This window comes from Mycolicibacterium palauense, from assembly GCF_002592005.1.
Lineage (GTDB): Bacteria > Actinomycetota > Actinomycetes > Mycobacteriales > Mycobacteriaceae > Mycobacterium > Mycobacterium palauense.
In genome coordinates this window covers 1-18642 of the sequence record NZ_NVQF01000062.1, presented here as the reverse complement: position 1 = coordinate 18642, position 18642 = coordinate 1, and the positions used below count along the sequence as shown (strand labels likewise).

Genomic DNA, 18642 nt, shown 5'->3' with positions numbered 1-18642 from the left:
TCATGGCTGGAAGGCTACCGTCGCGCGGCCGGCTCGGCGGCGGCGCGGGAAGGCCCGGGACGCGGTGCTCAGGTGCTGTCGGTGCAGGACAGTTGTTGCCGGGCCAGCCGGAGAACCGATCCGGCGGTGAGGAACGCCGGCTTGTCGCGGTCGGCGGCATCGATCGGCAGGTTGGCGGCCCGCCGAAGCACCATCAGTGCCAGGGCGTTGTTGGTCGAGTACGCGACGATGAGCAGGTTGACCGTCGCCTGTGCTCCGGTGACGGTCATGATGTGCTGGGCCTTGCGTTCCCAGCCCATCCAATTGAGGTCGGGCGGGCGCTGCAGCGGCGGCCAGTTGACGTTGATCGAGACGACGTCGCCGAGCATCGGGGTCAGGGTCTCGATGAGATCGGGCAGCTCATTGGTGATGCGGTCGGCGCGCGGCCACCACGCACCGTCGATGTCGCCACCGAGTTCGCGGGCCACCGACAACCGCACCGGGTTGGCGCGCCGTCGGGTCGCTGTCGCCTTGGTCATCAGCGGTGATCCCGCCGACGGCGGCGGTGTGGCGGCGGTGTTCTCGGCGGTGTTCTCGGCGGTGTTCTCGGCGGTGTTCTCCGTCGAAGCACCTTGGCGGGGTCCGCGCTGTCCACGGGTATTCCTTCACGGTCGGCATCGACCGCCCCACGGGCGCGAGGCGACGGAGGAATCACATTGTCCGTGGGTGGTCCCTGGGTCTCATCCCGTGGCATCGCGCTCGCCGGGGCACCGTGACAACGAAACGGCTCGGCTCTGACGCTACGCCACCGTGGCCGATTCGGTCGTGGTTGACCGGTGGTGACGGCTGATCCGGCCGTCCCGTGCGCCGTCGGCCGAGACCGGCGAGACCGCTTCGACCGAGAGCGGTAGCCGGCGAAGACCCTCCGCCCCCACACCGGGCAGCCCGATTCCCTGCACGACCCGCCGGGGACTCGTAGCGTGGAGACGCGCCGGACTCCTCCGGGTGTGCGTGCCGGCTCGACCACCTCCGGTGCCGACGCAGGCGCTCCCCGCCGCCGGGCGACGGCCGGGTGAACCGTGCGCGGTGCCGCTTCGTTGCAGTCGGTAGGACGAGAGCAAAGGATGCGCGGTGGACGACACATGACCGGTTCCGACCGCCGGCCCCCTCGACAGGACGACGGCACCGACCGGGGCGTTCTGCTGCGGGCCGTCCACGACGCCCATGCACAGCCGCTGCTGCGCTACGTGCTCAAGCTGACCAGGGGAGACATGCCGTTCGCCGAGGATGTGGTCCAGGAGTCGCTGCTGCGGCTGTGGCGCAAGCCCGAGATGTTGGAGCAGCCGACCGAGGCCGTGCGCGCGTGGCTGTTCACCGTGGCCCGCAATCAGGTGATCGACGACCGGCGCAGCGCCCGGTACGCGCGCGAGCTGAAGACCGAGGTTCTTCCCGAGCAGCCGACACCCGACGGGACGGGACCCGCGTTCGACAAGCTGATCGTCGCGGAGGCACTCAAGACCCTCACCCACGACCACCGCACGGTCCTCGTGCGGGCCTACTACCTGGGCCAGACCGTCGCCGACATCGCCGAACACGAACGGATACCGCCGGGCACCGTGAAATCCCGGCTCCACTACGGGCTGCGGGCACTCCGCAACACGCTGCAGGAAAGGGGGGTCGTTCAGTGACCGACGACAACCTCGCCGAATGGGACGCCGCATACATCCTCGGTGCCCTCGACGCGCAGGACCGGCGAACCTATGAGGCCTATCTCGCCGAAAACCCCGACCGCGCCGCCGAACTCGCCGAGCTCACCGAACTGCCCGCACTGCTGGAAGCCCTTCCCCAGGAGGAGGCCCTGGGCCTGCTCGAGGACCCCGTCGAACCCACGACCGAACACCGGGCCGAGGCCCGGGCCGACCTGCTGCCGTCCCTGGCCGCCGCGGCCGCCAAGCGGGACCGCCGGACCCGGCGCACGGTGCTCACCGCGGCTGTCGCGGCCGCGGCGGCGATGCTGATCATCGGCGGAATCGTGGGTGCGACGGTGTTTCCCGGGTCTGCGCCGGTGACGCAGACCGTCGCCATGCAGGACATGACCCCCGGGCCGCGGGGCGGTATCACCGCGCAGCTGGCCGTGACCGAGAAGAAGTGGGGCACCGAACTGAGCTGGTCGTGTGAGTACACCAAGGCCTGGGCGCGCGACATCGACAGCTACGACCTGGTGGTGACCACCGTTGACGGACGCCAGACCACCGTGGGGTCCTGGCGGCCGGCCGGTGACGAGGCCACGGGACTGTCGGCGGCGACGAGCATCCCGACACCGGAGATTCGCGCCGTCGACATCCGGGTGACGGGCGCCTCCGAGGCGCTGGCGACGCTGCAAACGTAACGGCGACAACGCCGCGCCGGTTGGCGCCGGATCACGCCTGCTCGCTGCCCACCACCGCCGGCCCGGCCGTCTTGCGGCACCAGATGTCGCCCTCGAGGGTGCCCGGCAACCCGGCTTCCTCGGCGACGAAGACCGGGTCGTGCGTTGTCGCGTACTGCCGGTGGTAGTCCCTGATCGCGGCGAACGCCCACTTGCCGAGTAGCACGATCGCGGTCAGGTTGACCAGCGCCATTAGACCCATCGCCACGTCGGCCAGCGCCCACACCGCGGCCAGCTCCGAGAGCGCACCCACCCCGATGGCCGCCAGCACCAGCACCCGGAAGATGTTGATGGCCGTCTTCCGGGCGCCCAGGAAGTACAGATTGACCTCGGCGTAGACGTAGTTGCCGAGCACCGAGGAGAAGGCGAAGACGAACACCAGCACCACCATCAGTGTCACCGTCCAGTCGCCCAGGCCCTGCGCCACCGCCGCCTGGGTCAGCGTCGCACCTTCCACCCGGGTCGGGGTCGAGGGGTCATAGATGGACGGACCCGACACCAGGATGATGAAGGCCGTGGCGGTGCAGATGACCATGGTGTCGACGAACACGCCCAGCGACTGGATCAGGCCCTGCCGCACCGGGTGTGAGACCGTCGCGGTGGCCGCGGCGTTGGGGGCGCTGCCCATTCCGGCCTCGTTGGAGAACAGCCCGCGTTTGACGCCGTTGAGCATGGCCGCGGCGATGCCGCCGGTGAACCCGCCTGCCACCTCGGTGAGTCCGAACGCCCCGCCGACGATCTGTCCCAGCACCTCCGGCAGATAGTCGATGTGGATCGCGACGATCACCGCGGCCAGGATCGCGTACGTCAGCGCCATCAGCGGCAGGACGAACTCGGCGACGCGGGCCACCGTCCTGAGCCCGCCGAACAGTACCGGCGCCGCCAGGGCGATCAAACCCACTGTGGTCCAGACGACTTCGACCTCATACGAGCTGTTGAGCACGTCACTGATGGCGTTGGCCTGCACCATGTTGAAGGCGAAGCCGAAGGTGAAGATGAGTAGGACGGCGAAGACTACGCCGCCGGTGCGCGACCCCAGGCCGCTCTGGATGTAGTAGGCCGGTCCGCCGCGGAAGGTTCCGTCCTCGGCACGAACCTTGAAGATCTGGCCGAGGGTGGCCTCGATCAGCGCGGTCGCCATCCCGATGGAAGCGACCACCCACATCCAGAAGATCGCTCCCGGGCCGCCGATCGTCAGCGCGATCGCGACGCCGGCGATGTTGCCGGTGCCGACCCGGGAGGCCAGCCCGACGCAGAACGCCTGGAACGACGAGATGCCCTCGCCGTGGGCGCTGGAATGTGTCAGCTGGCGCAGCATCCGGCCGAAGTAGCGCACCTGGATGAACCGGGTGCGGACGGTGAAGTAGATGCCCGCGGCGACCAACAGGTACACCAGGATGTAGCTGTAGAGGACATCGCTGACCGGATTGATCAGGTGCTCCTGGATGAAGTCCACGGTCACTCCCGGTGTCGATCAGGTGAACGGCAGTGCACCCGATCCTCGCATCGGGACGCCGATTCCGCTTGACGATCGCGCAGGAGGTGCTCCGCGGGGCCACCCGCACGGCCACCCTGCACCCGGTGAAGACCGGCCCTCCGCCGGCTATCTACCGTTGCGCTCCCGGTGCCGACAACCCGGCCAGCAGCACGGCCGGCGTTTTCCCTCTTCCAGTTCCTCCTGGGTACGCCGGATGCGGCGGTCGCGCGTCTTCTGCTGCTTGGCGTCCTCCACCCAGCAGATGAACTCGTTGCGCGCCAGTGGGGTGATGTCGTTCCACGCGGCGAGCGCCGGGGCGTTGGCGACCAGCGCGCCGCGCAGGTCTGCGGGCAGGTCGTGGACCACCCCGCCGAGTACCTGCCCGCCGCTCACGCCGCCCAGGGTAACCCGGCGGCCCGGCCGAGCCCTGTTGCCCGGCCGATCGATGCCCGCTCCGTGGTCGGCCGCATCATCCGATCTGCAGCTGCGCACGGACACCGTCGACGCCGTTGAGCCCAATGTCGTCGCGGCGGATGGGCCGCCACTGTTCGGCGGTCATGACGTACTCCACCATCGTCTCGCGGCGGTCACGACGCTGCTCCATGGTGGTGGCGGTCCGGGTGTAGGGCAACGAGCGCGTCACCCCCAGCGAAGGCGCGTTGTCGTGCCAGGCGCGGGTGACGGCCCGTCTCGCGCCGAGGCCGTCGAACAGCAGATGCAGCGCCGCCTCCCGCATCTCACGCCCCAGCCCCCGCCCCTGGTGGCCGCGCCCCAGCCACGATCCGGTGGTGGCGGTGCGGCGGGCGGGAAACTGCTCGGCGTGTAGTGCGCACGTGCCCACGACCGTCTCGTCGACGAGAGCGGCCAGGCACAGGTCCCAATGCTCGGTGGTGGTCTCGGCCCGCGTGCGCCAGTAGTAGCGCAGCGCATTTCGTTCCAGTTCCGGGGAGGCCACATCGGTCCACGGCTCGGCGAACGGCTGCACGGCGGGATCGTGAATCCCCGCGGCCGCCAGCAGGGCCAGCTCGACGGCGAGTGCGTCGCTGACGTAGCGCAGCGTCAGCCGCGGGGTGACCACCTCGAGGTCGGCCAGTGGCCAGATCGGATGGGGCATGACCACCATCGCAGCACAGCCGGCACTATTTCCCGAAGCGGTTTTCTGCCCCGTCGCACCCGGCGGGCCGGTGTGGCGTGCCTGCTGCGACGAGCAAGCGCCGTGTCGACGCCGCTCAGGGCGGCGGGATCCGCAGCGCGTCCGGATAGTCGGTGAGCAGATCGAGTTGCCGTTGACGGAAGTGCGCGATCGCCTGTATCCGCTGCGGCCCGAACTGCAGAAAGGTGTCGTCGGGCGTGACGGTCGGCCATTCGACGCCGGCGGCACTGCCCGGTGCGCCGGTCCTGGCGAAATTCGTCCAGTAGGTCACCGCGGCGTCGGCCATTCGGCGATCCTCCGCGGTGGCCGCCGGGTGCTCCCGGCCGCCGGCCAGGAACGGCTGGTCGGCAAGGTTGCCGAACACGTAGACGATCTCGCCCGCGTGTGGGGTGCCGATCTGACGGCCCCGCTGAGACGGCGGCACATAGTCGAAGTAGTAGGCGTATGTCGGCGCGCCGTGTGCCGCATGCAGCCGGGCCAGTGCGCGCACGGGCTCGGTCATCACCAGGTCGGTGGTGACGTTCTGGGCCTGTGTCGAGATGTCACCGGGATAGGCGCCGGCGATCTCGTCGCGATGTGGGCCCAGCCGGGCCAGGGTGCCCTCCGGGTCCGACCTCGTAGTGCCCATCAGTGCGGCCTCCCAGCTGTTGCCGCCGATGATGAACGGCACCATCGCTTCCCGGCCGGCGGCGAACGCGTCGTCGACGTTCTCCACCAGGAACTTCCCGTCGATCATCGGCATCGTCACCGGGAGCACGTCGGGATCGGCGCCCTCGGTGATGCCGGCGACGACTTCGGCCGGAAGGTCGCGCAGGGCCCTGGCCGCTCCCGGACCCTCGCCGGAGATTCCCTGAGATTCGGCGAACGCGACACCCTGACTTTCGGCAGAGGACGGATCGCCGCCACGCATGGACGGCAGTGGACTTCGCGGAAAACCGCTCTCGGAGATCGCCTTTGCGAACAGGCCCCGGGCACGGGGACTGGTCATCAGGTAGTCGACGGTCATACCGCCGGCGCTCTCACCGAATACGGTGACGTCGTCGGGGTTTCCGCCGAAGTGTGTGATGTTGGCCTGCACCCAGGCGAGCGCGGCGATCGCGTCCATCAAGCCGAAGTTGCCGAGGTCGCCATCGGGGTTCTCGGCTGTCAGGGCGGGGTGCGCGAAGTAGCCCAGCTTGCCGAGCCGGTAGTTGAAGCTGACCAGCACGACGCCCCGCTCGGCAAGATGCGTGCCGTCGTACTCCGGCACCGCACTGGTTCCGATGGAAAAGGCACCGCCGTGTATCCACACCATCACGGGGAGGCGGGCACCCGTGGGAACACCTGCGGGTTTCCACACATTCACCGTCAGGCAGTCCTCGGATTGCTCGGTGGGTGACAGCCCGGCGTAGGGGGCCTGGATACAGGACGGGCCGAACACGGCGGCGTCCCTGACCCCTTCCCACGACGCCGGCGGTGCCGGCGGTTTCCACCTGAGGTCCCCGACGGGAGGCGCCGCGTAGGGGATTCCGCGGAAGCTGGTGACCTGCCCTTCGGTGACACCGCGCACGGCTCCCTGGGTGAGCGCCACGGTGTCGGCGGCGCGCGCGACGGGCGCCGGCGCGACGAGCGACGTGGCCACCGCCACAGCGAGGACGAGCAGCCACGCCAGGCCCGGCAGGCGGATCACCGCGGCGATGCACCTCCGATCCACCTGCACCGCCCGATGAATACTCAAGACCCTCAACTCCGTCTCTGGCACCGGCGCCAAACCCTGCCGTCGGGTTCCCATCATTCGCCGTGCGGCCCCGGGTGGGCAGGTTCTGGGTGTCCGTGTACTGGCAGTGCACCCCGCACCGCCGTGGCCGCCCCGGTCGCACCATCCCCCACTCAGATAGTTGCTGTTATTCAAATAGCGGCTACTATCTGAGTATGTCTCGTGACGACAAGCCGCGGCGCCTCACCCGGGCCGAGAGCAAGGAACGAACCCGCAGACGACTGCTGGACGCCGCGGCCCACACCTTTGCGCAACGGGGCTACACCGCGGCCTCGCTGGAGGAGATCGCGGAGGCGGCCGGTTTCTCGGTGGGTGCCGTGTACTCCAATTTCGACAGCAAGGCGGCGCTGTTGGCCGCGCTGATGGCCGATCGTCACGTCGACCTGATGGACCGGGTGGCCCAGACCATCCGCTCCGCCGGCGCCCAGTCCCAGGACCCGTTGACCGCGCTGGGCGGGGTACTGATCGCGATCGCCGACAAGGACATCGACGCCGCGGTATTGAAGACCGAATTCTGGCTGCAGGCCGTGCGCAACCCCGATCTGATGCGGCTGGAGGCCGAGTCCTCGGCCAGAACGCTCGAGGCGGTGCGCGACATCCTCGCCGACATCCTCGACCGCAACGACGTCGATGACTCCGTCTCGGTCGAAGACTTCGCCACCACCACGTTCGCCCTCTTCAGCGGCCTGATCCGACAGCGCCGCATCGATCCCGGGCGGGTCACCGAGGAGACGTTCGGCCGGGCGCTGGCCTGGCAGATCGCCGGCATGCCCAAGAAACGGGGCACCCGCCGCAGCACCGGCGCCCGACCGACCACCTCGAACACCGAGCCGAAGGAGTAGAGCGCCATGGAAGGCAGCCTGGGAAACAGCATGGCATGGGTCCACAACATCGGCCTCTACGCGATACCCGCATTCCTGCTCCTGCTCGCCGTCGAGTACCTGGCGGACTATCTCGAACGCCGATCGGATCGGCGAGCCGGGCGCGGCCGCGACCAACGCGGGCGCGTGGGTTTCTCCGCGCGCGACACCGTCGCCAGCCTGTCGGTGTATGGGCTCGGCCGGGTGGCCAAACTGGTCGAGGACTTCATCGAGCTTCCGATCGTGGTGATCGCCGCGGCGTTCGCCCCGGCGACACTGTCGGCGTCCGACTGGTGGGTGTGGGTACTGGCGCTTGTCGGTGCCGATCTCGCCTACTACGCCAAACACCGTATGCAGCACCGGGTTCGGCTGTTCTGGGCGGCACACAGCGTGCACCACTCCAGCCAGCACTTCAACATGTCCACCGCGGTCCGACTGCCGTGGTTGATCCCGGGCCAGTTCCTGACCTCGGTGGTCTACATTCCGATGGCGTTGATCGGGATACCGGTGTGGCTGATCTTCCTCGGCCAGGCGATCGTCCTGCTCTACCAGTACCCGCTGCACACCGAGCGCATCGGAAAGCTGCCGCCCGCCGTGGAATTCGTATTCAACACCCCGTCGCATCACCGGGTGCACCACGGCTCCAACAACCCCTACCTGGACCGAAACTACGGCGGCATCTTGATCGTCTGGGACCGCCTCTTCGGCAGCTACGCCGACGAGGTGGAGCGGGTCCGGTACGGGCTCACCCACAACATCGCGACGTACAACCCGGTCAAGGTGAACTACCACGAGTTCGCCCTGATGGTGCGTGACGTCTGCCGGGCCAGAACCTGGGGCGCACGGGCCGGCTACCTGCTGCGGTGGCCGGGATGGACCGAGCCCACCCCGCCCGCCGACACGCGACCCGCTGCCGAGGTGCTGGTCCCCGCCGCCAGGGCGGTGTAGACCCGGGGACATGGACGTTCTGGACGCGCCGACGTTGATGTTCGGCAGAATCCTGGCCCTGTACCTGCTGACCGCCGGCATCGGCTTCCTCGTGGCGACTCCGTTCTACGCCGAGCTCACCCGGCGGGCGGACCGCTCGGATGCCATGGCGGTGAACATCTCCGGCATGGTGCACCTGTTCATCGGGTTCGTGATCGTGGTCAACCACTTCCTCTGGGACAGCCTGCTCGCCGGCCTGGTCACGCTGCTGGGCATCGTGTTCGTCGTCCGCGGCGCGGCCTACTTCTGGGTGCCGCAGCTGGTGGTGCGGCCCTCGACGGGACGGGCGGCGGCCCTGCGTTCGATGGGCGGTGCGTTCGTGGCCGTCGGTCTGCTCATGGGCTACCTCAGCTTCGCCGGGTAGGACGCGCCCGTGCCCACCGAGCAGCGGTGGGATTTGCCCCACCGCGCGGCCACCCGCCTCACGCATGGGCGACGGCCTCGGGCCGACGGTCAGGACGAGGGGCCCAACGGCACCGCCTGGGTGACGGCGTACACACCGAAACCGAGAAGGAAGAGCCCACAGACCAGTTCGATGACGGCCCTGGTGCGCGGGTGGTTCAGGCGCCGTCGCGCGAGTCCGGAAAGCACGGATACCCCGGTGAGGAACACGATCCCGAACCCCGCGTGGATGACACCGAGCAGCGCCCCCAGCCAGACCGTGATCTTCTGCCCGACGAACAGTCCCGGCATGACCGAGAGGTAGAAGACCCCGATCTTGGGGTTGAGCACATTCGTCATCAGCCCGGTGCAGAAGTGGACGAACGTCGGTCGTCGGGCCGGCGGCGCGATCGGCATGCTCTCGAGCTCCTGTCGCACCTCCGATCGCCAGGTGACGCCCGCGGTCATCACCGCGCGCGAGGCCAGGTAGCAGAGGTAGAGGCCGCCGGCCGCGGTGATCGCATCGGAGATCAGCGGGTTCGCCCCCAGGAGGAACACCACCCCCACCCCGGCCAGGGCGCCCCACAGGATCGGGCCGCACACCACTCCGAGTGCGGTGACGATCCCGGCACGGACGCCGTCGCGCACGCTGACCCCCAGCACCAGGACCGTGTCGGCGCCCGGCATGAGCACGACCACGACGGCGAGGGCCGTGAACGCGAGGATCGACTGCGCTAGCATCTCCCGTCCCGGGAACCGTTCTGCCGTCCGTCCACGTGAGCGCGCCCGGGAAAACGGGGCATCGGGTCCTCCTCACCGACTCGTCGGTCCCGCCATCCAATCCCGCGCAGCGCTGCTTCGGTAGAGGCCAATCCCCACACCCTGGACTCCCCACGCGGCCACGGGGCCGCACGCGAAATCGCTCCGCGCAACTCAGCGGATCATGCCGGGATATCCAGCCCGACAAAGTATCTGCGCAAGAACTGCCGCCCCTCGTCGGTGACGTCGAGGGCACGGTCATGCCGTCGTCGGCGCAACCAGCCGTTGCCCAGGAGCCCCGAGAGCATCGCCGTTCCCAGACGGCCCGCCACATGGGGCTGCTGCTCGGTCCAGTCCAGGCAGCCGCGTATCGCGGGCCCCGACCCGCCCGCCAGCGAGGTGACCGCGAGGCTGGCCAGAAGCGGATGCTCCAGCGTCAGAACCCGTGCCACCTGCCTGCCGGCGTCCATCGTCACGGCCCCGTCGTCGATCAGCCGACGGGTCAGACCCACGGCCAGGGCACCCCCGAGGTGGCTGTAGCAGACCCTGGCGATCTGCAGTTTGCTGCCCGCACGGGCCTGCTTCAACGATTCGACGGGCAGCAGCGGTGCAATGCATCCGAGCGCCTCGATGGCCGCGGCGACGTCGGCCGATGCCAGCGCGTGCAGCCGTCGGCGGCCCTGTGTGCTGACCGTGACGAGCCCGGCGGCGAGCAGGTGCGAAAGATGCGTCGAGGCCGTGGAGGGCGTCACTCCGGCGGCGGCCGCGAGATCCGAGGCGGTGTGGGCCTGCCCGTCCATCAGCCTCAGGAGCATGGCGGCCCGTGCCGGTTCGCCGATCACCTTCGCCACACCGGCCAGGTCGTAGTCGGCCGCATACACTCACTCAGGGTACGGCACGAATACTTCGTCAGCCGTCGAAGTATTCCGGCGATAGATTTCGGTCATGCCCGCTCAGAACCCGACCCATCAGAGCCGCACCCGGTGCCTCAGCCCGGAGGACTTCGCGGCGCCCATCGAGGACCGTTTCTTCGAGGACTACATACCGGGCAACGTCTACGAGTACGGCCACCTCGAGGTCGGCGAGCAGGAGATCATCGCGTTTGCGCGCCAATACGATCCGCAGACGTTCCATACCGACCCGCGCCGGGCGGCCGACGGCCCGTTCGGTGGCCTGATCGCCAGCGGGTGGCACACCGCGGCACTGTGCATGCGCATGTTCGTCGATCACTACCTCTCGCATGTCGCCAGCATGGCCTCCCCGGGCATGGACGAGTTACGGTGGCCACGCCCGGTCCGGCCGGGCGACACCCTGAGGTTCAGAGCGACAATAGATTCGGCTCGGGTGTCGAAGTCGAAGCCCGATCGTGGCCTCGTCCACACGACCGCCGAGTTGTTCAACCAGGACGACCAACCGGTGATGTCGCTGAAGGCCATGAACTTCCTTCGCCTGCGCAGCGCCGCAACCTGATTGGCTGCCGCACAGGGAATCCCTCACTCCTGTGCGCGACGCGGCGCTGCTCGTGTCGCAGCGCTCAGTGCGGGGCATCGGAGGTATCGGCCAGCCGGATGAGGGTCTGTCGACCGGTGGCGACGTGTGTGCGTCTGCCCTGTTTGAGTGCGTCGTTGAGGACGTAGGCCTGCAGCTCGCAGACGGTCAGCGTGCGACCGCTCTTGATGACCGTCGCGGTGGCGAGGAGTTCGTCGCCGATGGCGGGCGCAAGCAGATTGACCGTGAAGTCGACGGTCAGAACGGAGTCGCTGACGCGGTAGGTCGACAGACCCGCATAGCCCCCGGCCGTGTCGACGAGCGCACTGGTGACGCCGGCGTGGAAGTAGCCGTGCTGCTGGGTGAGTTCGGGGCCGTGCGGCACGCGAAGCTCACAGAAGCCGTGGCGAAGCTCCGTCATCCGCGCGCCGAGGTGTCCCATCAGTCCCTGGCGGGCGAAGCTGGCCGTGATGTGCTCGGTGAGCTCGGCGCTGATACCGGTGCTGGTGTGGGCGGGGTGCTGCATCGGTTGTTTCCCTTCGGTTGCGACGGCTACAGGGTGGGCGGCAGGTGGTGCTGCGCGCCCCGGCCAGCCAGGGGGTCCAGCGACGACCAGGTGTCGCGCAGTATCCGGACACCGCGTTCGATACGTTCGGGTTCGCCGGTGAACGGCACGCGGATGAACCGTTCGTGAGCGCCGTCGATGCCGAACTTGGGGCCGGCGGTGATTCGGACACCGCGGCGTTGGCCGGCCGAGGCCAGCGCCGAGCTCAGCGGAGCGCCCAGCCCCACCCACAAGGAGAGACCCCCGTGCACCCGAGGCGTGTGCCAGTCGGGCAGGTGGGTGCGCAGAAGACGGGTGAGCAGATCGCGGCGGTCGCGGAGCTGTTCGGATCTCCGCCCCAGCAGGACGTCATAGTCGGCCAGCGCCGCGGCGGCGACCATCTGGTCGATGACGGGTGTCCCGAGATCCCCGGCGGGGCGGTTGACGAGCAGGCGGCTGATGAGCGCCGGATCGGCGCGAATCCACCCCACCCGCAACCCACCCCAGATCGACTTGCTCAGCGAGCCGACACTCACCACGGTGGCGCAGGAACGGTCCCCGGCCACCGCCGCGAAGGACGGCGGGCGCCCGGGCCGGTCGATATCGAGGTCGGCGGTGGTCTCGTCGACGAGCACCAGCGTTCCAGCCCGGCGCGCCGCGGCGAGAACACGCTCGCGGTGGTCGGCCGGCATGGAGGCACCGGTGGGGTTGTGGAAGTCGGGGATCAGGTAGAGCAGCTCGGGCCGGATGCGTTCCAGGACGCTGGTCAGGTGGTCGAGGTCCCAACCGGAGTCGGACACCGGTGTGCTGGCCAGTCGGCCTCCGGCACTCAGAATCGCCTCGTAGGCGTGTGGGTAGGTCGGTGCTTCGACGACCACTCGATCCGCCTGCCGGAGCACGGTCCTGGCGACCAGGGCGATGGCGTGCTGGGCACCCAGGGTGACCATGATCTGCTCGGGCGCGGTCCGGGCCCCGCTCTCGGTGTAGCGGGCCGCGATCAGTTCGCGCACCCGCCGCTCTCCGATCAGGTCGAACCCCGGGCGCAAGAGCAGCTCGGGCACCGTGTCGCCGACGCCGCGCAGCATTTCCGCCAGTCCGGCGACCGGTGGCGGCATGGCGCGGGCGAAGTCGATCTCGGCGGCGCCCTGGCCGTCGGGGCCGGGTTGTGGAAGAACCGCGACGCTTCCCGAGCCTCGCACGCTGATCAGGTGACCGCTCTCACGCAGCGCACTGTAGGCCGCGACGATGGTGGTGCGGCTGCGCCCGAGCGCCTCGGCCAGTTCCCGTTCGGCCGGCAGACGGGTGTAGGGCGCTATCCGGCCGTCGTCGAGCAGCAGCGCGATGCGCGCCGCCAATGCGGCATACACCGCCTCGCCGCGGTCCCAGTTGCCCAGAAGCGCCACCAGTTGCCTGGCCCCGATATGCGCCCGGGCCAGCGGTCGTCGCGATGCTGACATGGGCGTTACGATGCCGGACCTCACGTTGCCGCACGCCACTGCGGGGGTTCTTCTGGCCACCGACGACCTGCGGACGGGGACGCCCCGGGACAGGTCACCGCGGGGTTCGGACGCTGCATCCGCTCCGGTGCCGACGGTTGTGCCCCGAGTTCGCGCCAGCGCCGGGTGGTGCCGGGGGCCAGGGCCATCAGCACACCCCTCCGAGGTCGAACATCCACCCTCGTCGGTCGGCGACGGTGCCGTTCTGGATTCCGGTGAGTTCGTCGCGAAGCGCCGCGGTGACCGACCCGTGCCCCCCGGCAGGGGTCTCGATCAGGACGTCCTCGCCCACCAGCCGGGAGATCGGGGTGATCACCGCTGCGGTGCCGGTGGCGAACACCTCCGTCAGCTCGCCGGTCGAGGCCCCGTGTTGCCACTCGGCGATGCCGAACCGACGCTCCTGGACCCGATGGCCGCGCTCCCGGGCAAGCCGGATGACACTGTCGCGGGTGACTCCCGCCAGGATCGTGCCGTCCAGCGGCGGGGTGACCAGGGTCCCGTCGGCAAGGACGAAGAAGAGGTTCATGCTGCCGGCTTCCTCGACCCACGTGCGGGTGTCGGCGTCGGTGAACAGCACCTGCGCGCAGCCGTGTGCCTGCGCCTCGCTCTGCGCCAGCAGGGAGGCGGCGTAGTTTCCGCCGCACTTGGCAGCCCCGGTTCCGCCGGCGCCCGCCCGAGAGTACCGCCGGGACAGCCAGATCGAGATTCCCTGCCCGGCCGCGGCGAAGTAGGGTCCGGCGGGACTGGCGATCACGCCGAACAGCGCACGGCGCGCCGCCCGCACCCCGAGAAACGCTTCCGTCCCGATCAGGAAGGGCCGCACGTACAGACTGACCCCCGGCTCGGCCGCCACCCAGGACGCGTCCACCCGCGCCAGTTGACCGATCGACTCGACGAACAGGTGCGCCGGCAACTGCGGGAGCGCCAGGCGCGCCGCCGATTCGGCGAACCGGCGGGCGTTCATCTCCGGACGGAACAAGCGCAGGTGCCCGTCCCGGTGCCGGTAGACCTTGAGCCCCTCGAAGATCTCCTGACCGTAGTGCAGCACCGCCGATGCCGGATCCAGCGGCAGTGGGCCGTAGGGCACCACCCGCGGATCGTGCCAGCCCTGCGGTTCGCCGAAGTCGATGAGCACCATGTGGTCGGTGAAGTGCTCACCGAAACCCGGGGAGCCCAGGACCGCGGCCACCTCATCGGCAGACCGTGGTGCCGGGTTCGCCGCGATGCGGAACCCGGCACCGTCGGGGCGCTCGTCCTGTCGTTCCAGCAGCTGTTCGGGCACACCCGCCTCCATTTCATGCCTGGTCCCATGCCTGGTCGAAACGACCAGTCAACGCGGTCCAATCCGCGTTGTCAGCGTCCAATTCCGCACAAGTGGACCGGTCCACCGAATCGCAGGCGGCACTGCCTCCGCGGCCGCGCGCCAGGCAGGATCCCCTCCATGCCCGGCTCCCTCGCACGTCAGAACCCCGAGCGCCGACTCTGGCGCGCCTACGAACCGGTCCACGCCATCAGCTATTTCCACCCGCGGTTCGCCGCGGTCATGGCCGAGACCGGGTTGACCGGTTGGTGGAACGGATACTTCGCCGGCCGCGCCGCCCCGTTGGGACCGACTCCACCGCAGGTGGTCACCGCGCTGTTCTACGGCTTCGCACCCGCGATGGTCGCGCGCGCCATCCCGAAGATCTGGACCCGGATCGCGCCCGAGACCGCCGTGCAGGCACGGCTCACCGCCGCCGAGTCGGTGCTCAGTGAGCAGGCCTGCGCGGGTTCGGCGGAGGATCTGCGCCGGGTGACCGACAACCTCGAACGCGTCGTCGACGCACTCGCGTTCGACGGCCGTGCGCTGGCCGGCGCCTGGCAGTCGGTGCAACGTCCGTCATCGCTGCTCGGGCGGCTGTGGCTGGCTACGACCATCCTGCGGGAGCACCGCGGCGACGGACACGTGATCGCGGCGACGGCGTCCGGACTCACCGGTCTGGAGGCCGCCATCACCCACATCGCGGCCGGCCAGGTGAACCGCGACGTCCTGCAGCCCAGTCGGGGCTGGAGCGACGAGCAGTGGGAGGCCGCCCGGTGCGCACTCGGCGAGCGGGGAGTCCTCGCCGACGACGACACACTGACCAGCCGGGGAACGTCATTGCGCGATCGTGTCGAAGACATCACCGATCAACTCGCCTCGGCCACCGTGCACGCGCTCGACGACGCCGCATGGACCATCGACATCCTGACCCGCCTCGCACGCACCCTCGTCGATCGCGGGGCGGTGCCCATCCCGAACCCGATCGGGGTGCCCCGCCCGTAGAGAGGGGCGGCGGCGCGCCTATCCGCGGGCGGCACGGGGATCATGGTGAACGACGACGATGACCTCGGGGGTCTCCGGGCCGGTCTGGCGGAGCTTGTGGGGCAGCGAGGCGTCGAAGTACGCGCTGTCGCCGGTCTGCAGCGCGATGACGTCGCCGTCGTAGCTGAGTTCGATGCTGCCGCTGTGCACGAACACCAACTCCTGCCCGACGTGGGAGGCGTGGGGGTGGGCGCTGAACTGCCTACCGGGGCGGACCAGGAACGGTGACATCGCCTTGCCGAGCATCGCCGAGGCGATGGGCTGCTGCCGCTCCCCGGTGTCGGCGGAGGCACGCTCGATGCAGATCCTGCTGTTCGCCGGATCGTCGGAAAAAAGCTGTGCCACATCGACACCCAGCGCCCGCGCGATCTTCAGTGCGGCCGCGATCGACGGCGTACTTTGTCCGCGCTCGACCTTGGACAGATAACTCTTGGTCAGCCCCGTCTCCTCCGCGAGATCCTCCAGCGTCATTCCACTCTGCTGGCGCACGGCACGGACCACGGCACTCACACCCGCAACACTAACATTGCCGATATGACACGTTGTGTCCTATAGTGGCCGCGTTGTCATCGGCGCTTTCGGGAAGGATCTCCGTGACCACAACAACCATGAACGCCTCCAAGGCCGACCTGATGAACCTCGCCCTGCGTGCTCTGGACCATCACGTGCCCGCGTCCGACCTCTCCGTTCGGCAGAAACTGGCCCTGACGTGTCGCGCACTGTTCGACGCCGGCCACGACTCCGGCCTGGCCGGGCAGATCACCGCCCGCGCCGAATCACCCGGGACCTACTACACCCAGCAGCTGGGCCTGGGTTTCGACGAGATCACCGCCGGCAATCTGCTGTTGGTCGACGAGGATCTCAACGTTCTCGAAGGAACGGGGATGGCCAACCCCGCCAACCGATTCCACTCCTGGATCTACCGTGCCCGCAGTGACGTCAACTGCATCGTGCACACCCACCCCTTCCACGTCGCGGCGCTGTCGATGCTGGAGGTGCCGCTCGCGGTGTCACAGATGGACATCGCACCGCTCTACGACGACTGCGCGTTCCTGCCCGACTGGCCCGGCGTACCCGTGGGCAACGAGGAGGGCCGGATCATCGCCGGTGCACTGGGCGACAAGAAGGCGATCCTGCTCGCCCACCATGGGCAGGTCGTGGCCGGATCCAGCGTGGAGGAGTCCTGTTCGCTCGCCATGCTCATCGAGCGCGGCGCGAAACTGCAGCTCGCGGCGATGGCGGCCGGCACCATCGCCGCACTGCCCGACCGACTGGCCCGCGAAGCCCACGACTGGACACTGACTCCCAAACGCAGCCAGGCCAACTTCGCCTACTACGCCCGCCGTGCGCTCGCGCTCCATCCCGACGCGCTGACCGACTGACCACCACCGCCAACAACGAACGGAGACCCCTGTGTCCGACACCAGGTCCAACACCCGGCCCAACACCCGACCCCTGCGCGGGATCATCGCCTACCCCATCACGCCGTTCACCACCGACGGTGACGCCATCGACACCGCGGCCCTCGCGGCACTCGTCGACCGACTGGTGACCGACGGCGCACACGCCGTCGCCCCGTTGGGCAGCACCGGCGAATCCGCCTACCTCTCCGAGGCTGAGTTCGACACCGTGGTGGACATCGCGGTGGGCGCGGTCGACGGCCGGGTGCCCGTCATCGTCGGCGCCTCCGATCTGACCACGGCGAACACCGTTCGCCGGGCCAGGCACGCTCAGCGTGCCGGCGCCGATGCGCTGATGATCCTTCCGGTGTCCTACTGGAAACTCACCGACCGCGAGATCGCCCAGCACTATGCCAGCGTCGCCGCCGCCGTCGACCTACCGATCATGGCCTACAACAACCCCGCCACCAGCGGCGTCGACATGGCCCCCGAGTTACTGGTGCAGATGTTCACCGACATCGACAACCTGACCATGGTCAAGGAATCAACCGGTGACCTGAGCCGTATGCGGCGTATCAAGGAACTCTCGGGCGCAGCGCTGCCCTTCTACAACGGCAGCAACCCCCTCGTGCTCGATGCGCTGAACACCGGGGCTTCCGGATGGTGCACTGCGGCACCGAATCTGCGTCCGCGGGCATGCCTGGACCTCTACGCGGCGGCGCGGGCCGGCGATCAGGACCGCGCCAAGGCCATCTACGACGACCTCGCCCCGCTGCTGCGGTTCATCGTCGCCGGAGGCCTGCCGACGACCGTCAAGGCCGGTCTGGAGTTGCTGGGTCGCGGAGCGGGCGACCCCCGGCCGCCGCTCCTCCCGCTCGACGCCGAGGGGCGCGGCGAACTCCAGCCGATGCTCATCGAGAGCTGATCCACCGCCGGTGAGAACCCGGTCCGGGCTCGCCCCGGACCGGGTTCTCACCGGTCAAGCTGGGCGTCGAACACCACTACCGCGACACCTCGGCCAACAGCGCCCACGCGTTCACATCGACCGTCTCCGGGGGTGCCGAACGCCCCCAACTCGCGCCGACCGCGCTGGTGCGCAACGCATCCCACCCGACCCCGGTGATCCCACGGATCCACCGATGCCGATGTGCAACGACGGCCAACCGTTCCCTCTCCCCCTCATCCATGCCGCCGAGTCAACGCCGCAACCACGCCTGACGGCAACCGATTATTCGCTCGCGCGGCACACCGCGTCGACGCGGTCCGCGGCCTCCAGCACGAAGAACAGGAAGGACGGACTGGTGGTCAGGGCCTCGAACTCATCGGGGAACTCCTCGCGTGCGCCCGGCACCGGTTGTGGCTCACTGATGGCGGAGAGGCGGAAGCCGGCGGCGGTGAAGGCGTCGGTCATCGCGTGCAGCGGCCGGTTCCAGAAGCGCATCGGGACGGTCCTGCCGCCCATGGAGAAATTGTCAATTCCTGTGGATCGGGGTGTTTCAGGCGACCTCCGTTCCGGTGTGCTCGTCGTCGTTTGAGGGCGGTGTCGGTGGGGTGATGTCGGTGGGCCGTTCGAGCAGTTTGCCTTTGTGG

At 69.1% G+C, this 18642-nt stretch carries 22 protein-coding genes; 9 read left to right on the top strand and 13 right to left on the bottom strand.

Annotation, left to right across the window (positions count from 1 at the left end):
* Window positions 1-68: 68 nt before the first annotated feature.
* On the bottom strand, window positions 69-518 hold the full coding sequence (locus CSR00_RS21125) for a DUF5994 family protein (RefSeq protein WP_099024383.1): 450 nt from the start codon (window positions 516-518) through the stop codon (window positions 69-71).
* Between the two features lie 603 nt (window positions 519-1121).
* On the opposite strand from CSR00_RS21125, the gene CSR00_RS21120 reads away from it, so the two are divergent.
* Complete coding sequence (locus tag CSR00_RS21120; protein ID WP_099024382.1) at window positions 1122-1667, top strand: sigma-70 family RNA polymerase sigma factor; 546 nt, start codon at window positions 1122-1124, stop codon at window positions 1665-1667.
* Window positions 1664-2368 carry an anti-sigma factor family protein gene (locus CSR00_RS21115; RefSeq protein ID WP_099024381.1) on the top strand — a complete coding sequence of 235 codons (705 nt, stop codon included), beginning with the start codon at window positions 1664-1666 and terminating at the stop codon, window positions 2366-2368. Before CSR00_RS21120 ends, CSR00_RS21115 begins: the two co-directional genes overlap by 4 nt.
* Window positions 2369-2399: 31 nt before the next feature.
* Here CSR00_RS21115 and CSR00_RS21110 read toward each other — a convergent pair whose 3' ends face one another.
* The 4 genes from CSR00_RS21110 to CSR00_RS21095 form a co-directional block, all read right to left on the bottom strand.
* The gene (locus CSR00_RS21110; RefSeq protein ID WP_099024405.1) at window positions 2400-3863 is read right to left on the bottom strand and encodes an alanine/glycine:cation symporter family protein; all 1464 of its coding nucleotides are present in this window, start codon (window positions 3861-3863) and stop codon (window positions 2400-2402) included.
* 147 nt (window positions 3864-4010) lie between these two features.
* Window positions 4011-4277 carry a YdeI/OmpD-associated family protein gene (locus tag CSR00_RS21105; protein WP_099024380.1) on the bottom strand — a complete coding sequence of 89 codons (267 nt, stop codon included), beginning with the start codon at window positions 4275-4277 and terminating at the stop codon, window positions 4011-4013.
* 76 nt (window positions 4278-4353) lie between these two features.
* On the bottom strand, window positions 4354-4998 hold the full coding sequence (locus tag CSR00_RS21100) for a GNAT family N-acetyltransferase (RefSeq protein WP_099024404.1): 645 nt from the start codon (window positions 4996-4998) through the stop codon (window positions 4354-4356).
* Between the two features lie 115 nt (window positions 4999-5113).
* A complete protein-coding gene (locus CSR00_RS21095; RefSeq protein ID WP_176562175.1) occupies window positions 5114-6754 on the bottom strand; it encodes a carboxylesterase/lipase family protein in 1641 nt (546 codons plus the stop codon).
* 194 nt (window positions 6755-6948) lie between these two features.
* On the opposite strand from CSR00_RS21095, the gene CSR00_RS21090 reads away from it, so the two are divergent.
* Genes CSR00_RS21090 through CSR00_RS21080 form a run of 3 tightly spaced genes read left to right on the top strand, consistent with a single transcriptional unit; the run spans window position 6949 to window position 9004 of the window.
* The gene (locus tag CSR00_RS21090; RefSeq protein ID WP_099024378.1) at window positions 6949-7635 is read left to right on the top strand and encodes a TetR family transcriptional regulator; all 687 of its coding nucleotides are present in this window, start codon (window positions 6949-6951) and stop codon (window positions 7633-7635) included.
* 6 nt (window positions 7636-7641) lie between these two features.
* Entirely contained in the window at window positions 7642-8601 is a 960-nt protein-coding gene (locus CSR00_RS21085; protein WP_245906340.1) for a sterol desaturase family protein, read from the top strand.
* Between the two features lie 10 nt (window positions 8602-8611).
* Window positions 8612-9004, top strand: coding sequence for a hypothetical protein (locus CSR00_RS21080; protein WP_218014520.1), 393 nt, complete (start codon window positions 8612-8614; stop codon window positions 9002-9004).
* An 89-nt stretch (window positions 9005-9093) separates the two neighbouring features.
* On the opposite strand, the gene CSR00_RS21075 is transcribed toward CSR00_RS21080, so the two are convergent.
* Both CSR00_RS21075 and CSR00_RS21070 read right to left on the bottom strand, forming a co-directional pair.
* Window positions 9094-9762, bottom strand: coding sequence for a LysE family translocator (locus CSR00_RS21075; protein WP_099024377.1), 669 nt, complete (start codon window positions 9760-9762; stop codon window positions 9094-9096).
* Between the two features lie 200 nt (window positions 9763-9962).
* Window positions 9963-10661, bottom strand: a complete 699-nt coding sequence (locus tag CSR00_RS21070) for an ArsR/SmtB family transcription factor (protein ID WP_099024376.1) — start codon at window positions 10659-10661, stop codon at window positions 9963-9965.
* A 64-nt stretch (window positions 10662-10725) separates the two neighbouring features.
* Here CSR00_RS21070 and CSR00_RS21065 point away from each other — a divergent pair, with 64 nt between their 5' ends.
* Window positions 10726-11250 carry a MaoC family dehydratase gene (locus CSR00_RS21065; protein ID WP_099024375.1) on the top strand — a complete coding sequence of 175 codons (525 nt, stop codon included), beginning with the start codon at window positions 10726-10728 and terminating at the stop codon, window positions 11248-11250.
* Window positions 11251-11314: 64 nt separating this feature from the next.
* Here CSR00_RS21065 and CSR00_RS21060 read toward each other — a convergent pair whose 3' ends face one another.
* From CSR00_RS21060 to CSR00_RS21050, 3 genes are all read right to left on the bottom strand, one after another.
* A complete protein-coding gene (locus tag CSR00_RS21060; RefSeq protein ID WP_099024374.1) occupies window positions 11315-11794 on the bottom strand; it encodes a PaaI family thioesterase in 480 nt (159 codons plus the stop codon).
* 26 nt (window positions 11795-11820) lie between these two features.
* Window positions 11821-13269, bottom strand: a complete 1449-nt coding sequence (gene yczR / locus CSR00_RS21055; RefSeq protein ID WP_245906339.1) for a MocR-like transcription factor YczR — start codon at window positions 13267-13269, stop codon at window positions 11821-11823.
* Window positions 13270-13456: 187 nt separating this feature from the next.
* Window positions 13457-14590 carry a branched-chain amino acid aminotransferase gene (locus CSR00_RS21050; RefSeq protein ID WP_245906337.1) on the bottom strand — a complete coding sequence of 378 codons (1134 nt, stop codon included), beginning with the start codon at window positions 14588-14590 and terminating at the stop codon, window positions 13457-13459.
* A 159-nt stretch (window positions 14591-14749) separates the two neighbouring features.
* On the opposite strand from CSR00_RS21050, the gene CSR00_RS21045 reads away from it, so the two are divergent.
* Window positions 14750-15613: an SCO6745 family protein gene (locus tag CSR00_RS21045; protein ID WP_099024372.1), complete on the top strand. Its 864-nt coding sequence runs from the start codon at window positions 14750-14752 to the stop codon at window positions 15611-15613.
* Window positions 15614-15631: 18 nt separating this feature from the next.
* On the opposite strand, the gene CSR00_RS21040 is transcribed toward CSR00_RS21045, so the two are convergent.
* Window positions 15632-16162 (bottom strand): helix-turn-helix domain-containing protein, encoded by a 531-nt coding sequence (locus CSR00_RS21040; protein ID WP_099024371.1) that lies wholly within the window; start codon window positions 16160-16162, stop codon window positions 15632-15634.
* Window positions 16163-16260: 98 nt separating this feature from the next.
* Here CSR00_RS21040 and CSR00_RS21035 point away from each other — a divergent pair, with 98 nt between their 5' ends.
* Entirely contained in the window at window positions 16261-17034 is a 774-nt protein-coding gene (locus CSR00_RS21035; protein ID WP_099024370.1) for an aldolase, read from the top strand.
* A 31-nt stretch (window positions 17035-17065) separates the two neighbouring features.
* On the top strand, window positions 17066-17977 hold the full coding sequence (locus tag CSR00_RS21030; RefSeq protein WP_407662493.1) for a dihydrodipicolinate synthase family protein: 912 nt from the start codon (window positions 17066-17068) through the stop codon (window positions 17975-17977).
* A gap of 76 nt (window positions 17978-18053) precedes the next feature.
* On the opposite strand, the gene CSR00_RS21025 is transcribed toward CSR00_RS21030, so the two are convergent.
* Both CSR00_RS21025 and CSR00_RS21020 read right to left on the bottom strand, forming a co-directional pair.
* A complete protein-coding gene (locus CSR00_RS21025; RefSeq protein WP_099024369.1) occupies window positions 18054-18239 on the bottom strand; it encodes a hypothetical protein in 186 nt (61 codons plus the stop codon).
* A gap of 41 nt (window positions 18240-18280) precedes the next feature.
* On the bottom strand, window positions 18281-18514 hold the full coding sequence (locus CSR00_RS21020; RefSeq protein ID WP_218014519.1) for a hypothetical protein: 234 nt from the start codon (window positions 18512-18514) through the stop codon (window positions 18281-18283).
* Window positions 18515-18642 lie beyond the last annotated feature (128 nt).